Genomic DNA, 6,665 nt, shown 5'->3' on the forward strand with positions numbered 1-6,665 from the left:
TTTTATCTATAGAGGATTAAAGAAATCAGACTTTTTTGCAGATGGTAAATTATTGGCAACTAATCAAACCGAAAGTAAACTGGTAGAAAAAGTTAATGCCGAGTTTGATAATTTCTATAAAAACAAACCAGGTAATGAAAAACCAGTATTTTTAGCCAGTTTTTTAGGATATAGAGAACTTACAGATATCGCTCAAAATGAAAACGATTTACTAGACGAATATTTTTTCAAAATATCAGATACAGAAACAGATAAAGTAGCCTTTGAATTACCGATGGTAGAAAGAGGTACGCTTTTAGGTAGTGTAGAAAGCACACTGGGAATAGACGTAGTGCTTAATGAAGGAGATTTTTTCATGAAAGACAATCCTAATCCTTTTCAACTCAATTTAAAATTTGCAAGAGCAAAAGAACATAAGTTATCTACAAATATCGCTACCAATAATTATCAAAAAAAATTGGTAAGAGAAAGTGCTTCAATGTTTATGGATATAGCTGCATTCTATGGTTTACATACACAAGGCAAAGGAAAAATTTATATCAATGCTTCTACAGAACCATTGACAACTACAGCAAATATTTATAGTTTAATTGAAAAATATCAGACAAAAAATACCACATATCTTTATATCCAAAGCAATAGACAACGTTCTTATGATTTTTACGGAAATTATCATTTGGAAGATACCACCAATATTAAAGTAGGAGCAGATGCTAGTAACCTTACCAAAGCAACTTTTGGCGTAAAAGATGATTGGGCAGTAAAAGCATTTGATAATTATAATCAATTGGTATTGCAACTAACTACCGATAATTATACAGATGCAGCAGTATATGTAAAAACAGGCGTTTTGAATGTAAACACTACCCACGAAGATTACTACCTGCGAAATGATAACCTCCTGCAAAAACCATCTACAGATCCCAATGTAACTGTAGATACCAACTATACCAAACCCATTACGTTTAACGTAGTTACAACGGGAACAGAAAACTCTCCTATCTGTAATTTTATACAACTTATCTGCGAGACAAAGAAGCTATTGGTACAAACAGAAGAGATTACGGATCCAGCTACCAATACTACAGAAACTATCAATTATTATCTAAAAGACATAGATGATGTTTTTGGGATGATAGATGAATCACCCGTAATTAAAGAAAAACAAGAGCGTCAGTTACACTATGTAGTAGATCAAAATCTATTACTCATAAACTTTAACAATGCAACAGGCGGAAAAGACATTGCCACCGTAACCAGCAAAAGAACCCAGGATATAATCCAAAAAAATGAAGACGAGACGCTCTCAAGAATAACCTACGAAACATTACTTCATAACATTAGGCAGAGCAATAACACCTTTACCGAAAGTTTAAGTGCCTACTCAGATAATACCAATAGCGGTACCATCCATTATGACAAGAACAAAAATAATTTTTACCAACCAGAAAAACCATATTATCTAAAGACCCAAGTTTTTACAGACAGCCAAAGTGGCAACACCGTTACAGGACTTACTCTGGAAGTAGAAACAGGCGGTTTACCAAGTAAGAAATTATTAGGCTTAACCAAAGACGAAAACCAATTATACTTAAATATCTTAAGTGAAATAGATACTACAGGAGTAAAAAAATACAACAATGCCAAGTTTTACTTAAAGAACTTATTAGGCAACGAAGAAGATTACTACACCACTACAGAAGGCGTGAAGTACAGATTATACGAGCTTTATCTCATAGCCGAAGACAGAGAAGGTAAGATAGTACTGCTAAAACCTAGCGAACCTACCAAACCCGTGCAAGTTTCTACCATAGACCAGTGTGTATTTGCTACGCAAGAGTATAGTAAGTATGTGCCAACATTAGAAAGAGCAGGATTAGTTATGTTAAAATTAGAACTTTAAGAAATGAGAGAAGCAGTAGTTTTAGAAAACGGATATATAGTATATTTAGATACTATCACGAATCATTCTTTTTATAGTGCAGATGTACCAATTGTATTTAATAGAAAAGGAAGAGTTAGAATTTTCACAAAAGATAGTACTACTTTTATAGCGTTATATGATTCTGTTAGTGGTAAGTTCAAATATTATGCAAAAGCAAAAGAGTTTTGGCAAAATGCAATTCCTGCAAAAAAAAATACTTTTTATGCTGATACTAATTATTCAGAACTTGGTAGTAATGTATTTAAAGCTGATAATGTGCCATTTCATTTAGATCCGTTAGAAATTTATGGTAGTGATGTTTCAATTGGAAAAGGTGTAGACAATGGAACTACAGTAATTTTAATAAAAGAAAATATTAGATACGAAAGTAACATTGGATATTATACAGTAGAAAAGAGAAGTTTTAAATTTAATGATAAAAATAGTTGCAAAGAAAACGGGCATAATGTAAGCGGAAACCTTTGTAGTAATCAAAATTTTGATACTGGAATTCAAAATTTAGAGGGTTACAAAGAAGAAACTTTCCTAAAACTTTCTATAGATTCAGAAGAATATATTAATCATTATCGCTCTAGAGTTGCAGATAAAAAATATAAAAATGAAGTAACGGGGGTATTTTATTTTGATTTTCAAGAACATGCACCAATAATTGAAGATATTTCGTATATCTTCTATAAAATTTTAAAAAATGACAAACTAATTAATTATCTAAAGAGTCCTGAAATAGATCTTTTTCAATTATTTGAAAAGCATTTTAGTAATACAAATTATCAAGATACTAATAGTATTTTACCGGGAAATGCTCAAAAAAATTATCATAAACTATATACAGAAAGATACTTTAATTTATTATACATTAGATTAATAGAATTTTTTAATTGGGCTTATGGCGTACAAATTAATTTCTACGCTTTAGAAAAAATGGATGTTAGGATTAGAGTCTTAAGTCTATTTACAGAAGATGAAATATCACAACTTTCTTATAATTACAAAATAATGCTTCTTGAAGATATTTTAAAATCTGAATTAGCAATTAATGGAAGATGGAGTATTTATAATGGAACCAATTTAACAGAAGAAGAATTAATTGTAAAAATAATTAGATCTTTCTATAGAGAAAACGAATATGGGAATCCTATTTATGATGAAATTAATAAGTTTTTAGATTATTTAATATCAAAACCAAAATATGATGTAAATATATCTAAAACACTTTTTGAAGTTTTGTATGATAAGATTGGAGATGCCATATTTTTTGGAGATGACCAAATAGGTGCTCAAGGAAAATACATACAAGCAGTTTATGAACTATGGACGCAAAGCAAATATAATCCTAATCACGAATTGCCATTGGTAGCAGCCAACGCACTAAAACTATTTACATATACCCCATATCAAGCAATTTCAACACCAGAAGGTGGAGCATTAGCTGCCCCTAGAATTATAAATTATGAATCTAATAAACTACCGCTTTTAGGTTATATAGACAATTATGATTTTAAATTTAATAACGATGGAGGATTACACAAAATAATATCTGTAGAAAAAACACCAGGATTAGCAGGTAGTGATGCCATTAGAGGATATTATGATATTTACCAGCCAGTAACTATAAAACAGACCAATGCAGATGATACCATTGTAAGTGTGCCAAAAGATAATGGTGCAACCCCTATTTTTTATCTGATGTATGTAGATAGTAAAGGAGATTATGCGGATATGAAAACTAGCCTTGGCTCTGCTCTTGATATTGCATTATCTTTTTTAGGAGTAGGCGAATATAAAAGTATAAGTTACCTTACCAAAGCAAGTGAATTTAGAAAATATCTTGCAGGTGGTATGGAGGCAGCAGAAGAAGTAGCTTTTATAGCGAAAGTAGCCAAAGGTTTTGCGGCGGCACAAGCTGTTTTAGGTGCAGCTCACTTTATTTTTAATTTTGCTACTAACAATTGTGAAATTTTTAAAGTTAAAAATGCACCAGAACCTACAGAAGGAGACCCAAAATATCCTGCATACAATTTCTGTAAAAAAATAGATCATTGGCTTTTTGTGGTAGAAATGCTTACCTTCTCTGCAGATTTTTTGGCACAGAGAGCCCTAAAAAGAGCAACGAGAGAATTAAGAGCAGCAATACCAGATGGTACTGAATATGATGAAGTTAGAAATGAAATAAACGGACTTCCCGATTTATTAAATGATTTGAATAGCTTTATCAATAATATTAGAATTTCTCATCCTAAAGTTTATGATGAAGTAATTTTGATGTCAGAAAAAAAACAAGTAGATTTTATGTTTGATTTTGAAGGCAACAAAGCTATGTTAGATCAGTTGAATGCAAATCCTCATCTGATACACGAGAGTTGGGAAGAAATCACATATTTAAACAATTATAGAAAAGAAATAAAATTTATCCAAGAGTATTATCATCTAAAAAGCAATTTAAATTTAGAAAAACATATATTTAAAGGAGAATTAAATCCTAGAGAGGGCATTTTAGCATCACAAATTTCTGCAGAAAAAACATTTGCGGCAAATGGTAGACCAGATATTATTAAGTACGAAAGTTCAGGAATACATCATTTAAGAGAAATACCAGATGATGTAATGCTTGAAAGAATAACAAAAGGACCAAATCCAAAAGGTTATTTTAAGGCTAGAGTGAGAAAACGACCAGGAAATGGCTGGTTTAATCCAAGTGATACAAATCAATTAACAAGAGAATGGACTATTGCCAAAGAAACAACTTGTTTTCCAAATAGCTGGACAAAAGAAAAGGTTAAAGAAGAAATTTCGTTTGCTATTTCAAATAAAGTTTCAACTCAAAAAATAAATGAATTTGAAGGGGTTATGAGTGATGGTGAAAAATTGAAAATAATAACAAATTCATCAGGTGAAGTAATATCTGTTTATCCAATGATTAAATTTTAAAATATGAGCAATTTATTAAATCAAAACAATTTAGAATTCTTTAAAAGAAAAGATATTAAAGGAGATTTTATACCTGCCACTAAAGGTGGTGCTATGTCAGATTTTTTAGAACATTACGATATCAATAATTATTTAGATGACATAGAAAAAATTAATATGTATATAATGGGTGAAAAAGACATTAATGGAGATAACTCAATTAATGCAGAAATTTATACAGCATATATGGATCATACTTATGCATATATATATTACGATTTGGATCAACTACCTAATAATTGTATTCAGAGAATTGCATTGTCTGACTTTAAAGAGATACTTACAATGTGGGTTAATTTTTGTAAATTTTAATTATATGACGATGGTGTTATAATGGGATAAACGACGTTATTGAAGAATATAACCAGTTTAAGCAATTTTTACTACAAAATAATTATAATAAAGTATATGCAAAAGTAGAGGCTTTTACTAAGGAAGAAGATAAATTTGCTTTTATGTTTGATTTTCAGAAATATCCATCATCATTAAATGAATTAAATTTAGAAGATGATTTGATTGATGTTTGGAAAAATATCAACAATAGCGTAAAACCTTATAGAAAAATAGTAAAAGTATTGAGGGCAAGAAAATTTTTATCATCTGCTATTAATCACAAATTTAATATCCATATTTTTGAGGGAGAGGTTAAATTTTTTAGTACCAATATGACAACTGGAGGATTTCATCATATTTTTGGAGAAGGGGTTACACAAAATTCTTATGGTAAAATTGTAAATGTTCTGTCTACCGATTACAGAGGATATGCAAAAACGCACGCTGAAATATTCCACAATTCAAGTTTTTACAAGAAGGGAAACTATAGAAATAATGTATTTCAGGGATATATCAACAATGATATGTTTCGACAGGATTGGACGAAAGAAGAATTATTGGATAACATTGCTTTAGCTTATACTACAAAATATTTTGTTTCAGGTAACAAATATATTGGACAAATGAGTGATTCTAAGCTAATAACAATTTGTGTAAAAGATGGGAATAACAATATGAATGTTGATTTTATTAATGAAATAATAACGGCTTGGCCAAATAACTAGAATATGAGTACTTTATCAAAATACAAAATACAATTTGGTATTAAGAAAATTTTTAATACTGATTATAAATTTATGAGTTCTACAAATACATTTTTAGATAATTTTATTACTGATTTTTATGACGTTAGTGGCTCCACTCAATTATTAGATGGAATCAATGAAGTAATAAATAAACCACTTGATGGTGATATGTTTTTTCCATCACAAGGTTTACAGTTGGCTATAATTGCTCCTCAAATTACAAAAATTTATAATGAACAGGATAAGTTTTATAAAAATGAAAATTCTTCGCCAGATTTCCAATTGCCAACGCCAGATTTTAAGGTAATTGTAGAAGCTTGGCGAGATTATTTAGCAAGTAGAGGAAAGTAAAAATTATATTTTTACAAGAGTAATCGTTCTTTTGAATTGACGATAATATGTTAATTCAGATAGCCTTTTGTGGTAGAAATGCTTACTCGCTACGCAAAGTTTGCAACTTTGAGCAATGATAAAATATAAAAAAATAATAACCAAGAAAACTCAAAACAAAACATAACAAAAACTACCCAAATCAAGATATATGTCAACAACCACATTACAAAAAAGGTATTATCCTGCCTTATCTTCTGTAGTAACAGCAGAAGATTTACCAGATATTTTAGGTTTTATAAAAGACGGGGTGCAAAATCTTTTGTCTCAAATTTACTATAAAG

At 29.9% G+C, this 6,665-nt stretch carries 5 protein-coding genes; all 5 read left to right on the forward strand.

Going from position 1 to position 6,665, the window contains the following annotated elements:
* Positions 1-1,903 (forward strand): hypothetical protein (locus C3729_RS13260; protein WP_165785786.1); only part of this gene is annotated, 1,903 nt, incomplete at its 5' end.
* Positions 1,904-1,906: 3 nt separating this feature from the next.
* Positions 1,907-4,873 (forward strand): EndoU domain-containing protein, encoded by a 2,967-nt coding sequence (locus tag C3729_RS13055; protein WP_104794562.1) that lies wholly within the window; start codon positions 1,907-1,909, stop codon positions 4,871-4,873.
* Positions 4,874-4,876: 3 nt separating this feature from the next.
* Positions 4,877-5,224, forward strand: a complete 348-nt coding sequence (locus C3729_RS13060) for a hypothetical protein (RefSeq protein WP_104794563.1) — start codon at positions 4,877-4,879, stop codon at positions 5,222-5,224.
* Between the two features lie 143 nt (positions 5,225-5,367).
* On the forward strand, positions 5,368-5,970 hold the full coding sequence (locus C3729_RS13065; protein WP_104794564.1) for an EndoU domain-containing protein: 603 nt from the start codon (positions 5,368-5,370) through the stop codon (positions 5,968-5,970).
* A gap of 72 nt (positions 5,971-6,042) precedes the next feature.
* Positions 6,043-6,342: a hypothetical protein gene (locus C3729_RS13070; RefSeq protein ID WP_104794565.1), complete on the forward strand. Its 300-nt coding sequence runs from the start codon at positions 6,043-6,045 to the stop codon at positions 6,340-6,342.
* Positions 6,343-6,665: the final 323 nt, after the last annotated feature.

It is taken from the genome of Cloacibacterium normanense (assembly GCF_002943105.1).
Taxonomy (GTDB): Bacteria; Bacteroidota; Bacteroidia; order Flavobacteriales; family Weeksellaceae; genus Cloacibacterium.

Excerpts from the sequence above, each read along its gene's own strand:
- C3729_RS13055 (WP_104794562.1), top strand. The coding sequence starts at position 1,907 with ATGAGAGAAGCAGTAGTTTTAGAAAACGGATATATAGTATATTTAGAT.
- C3729_RS13060 (WP_104794563.1), top strand. The coding sequence starts at position 4,877 with ATGAGCAATTTATTAAATCAAAACAATTTAGAATTCTTTAAAAGAAAA.
- C3729_RS13065 (WP_104794564.1), top strand. The coding sequence starts at position 5,368 with ATGTTTGATTTTCAGAAATATCCATCATCATTAAATGAATTAAATTTA.
- C3729_RS13070 (WP_104794565.1), top strand. The coding sequence starts at position 6,043 with ATGAGTTCTACAAATACATTTTTAGATAATTTTATTACTGATTTTTAT.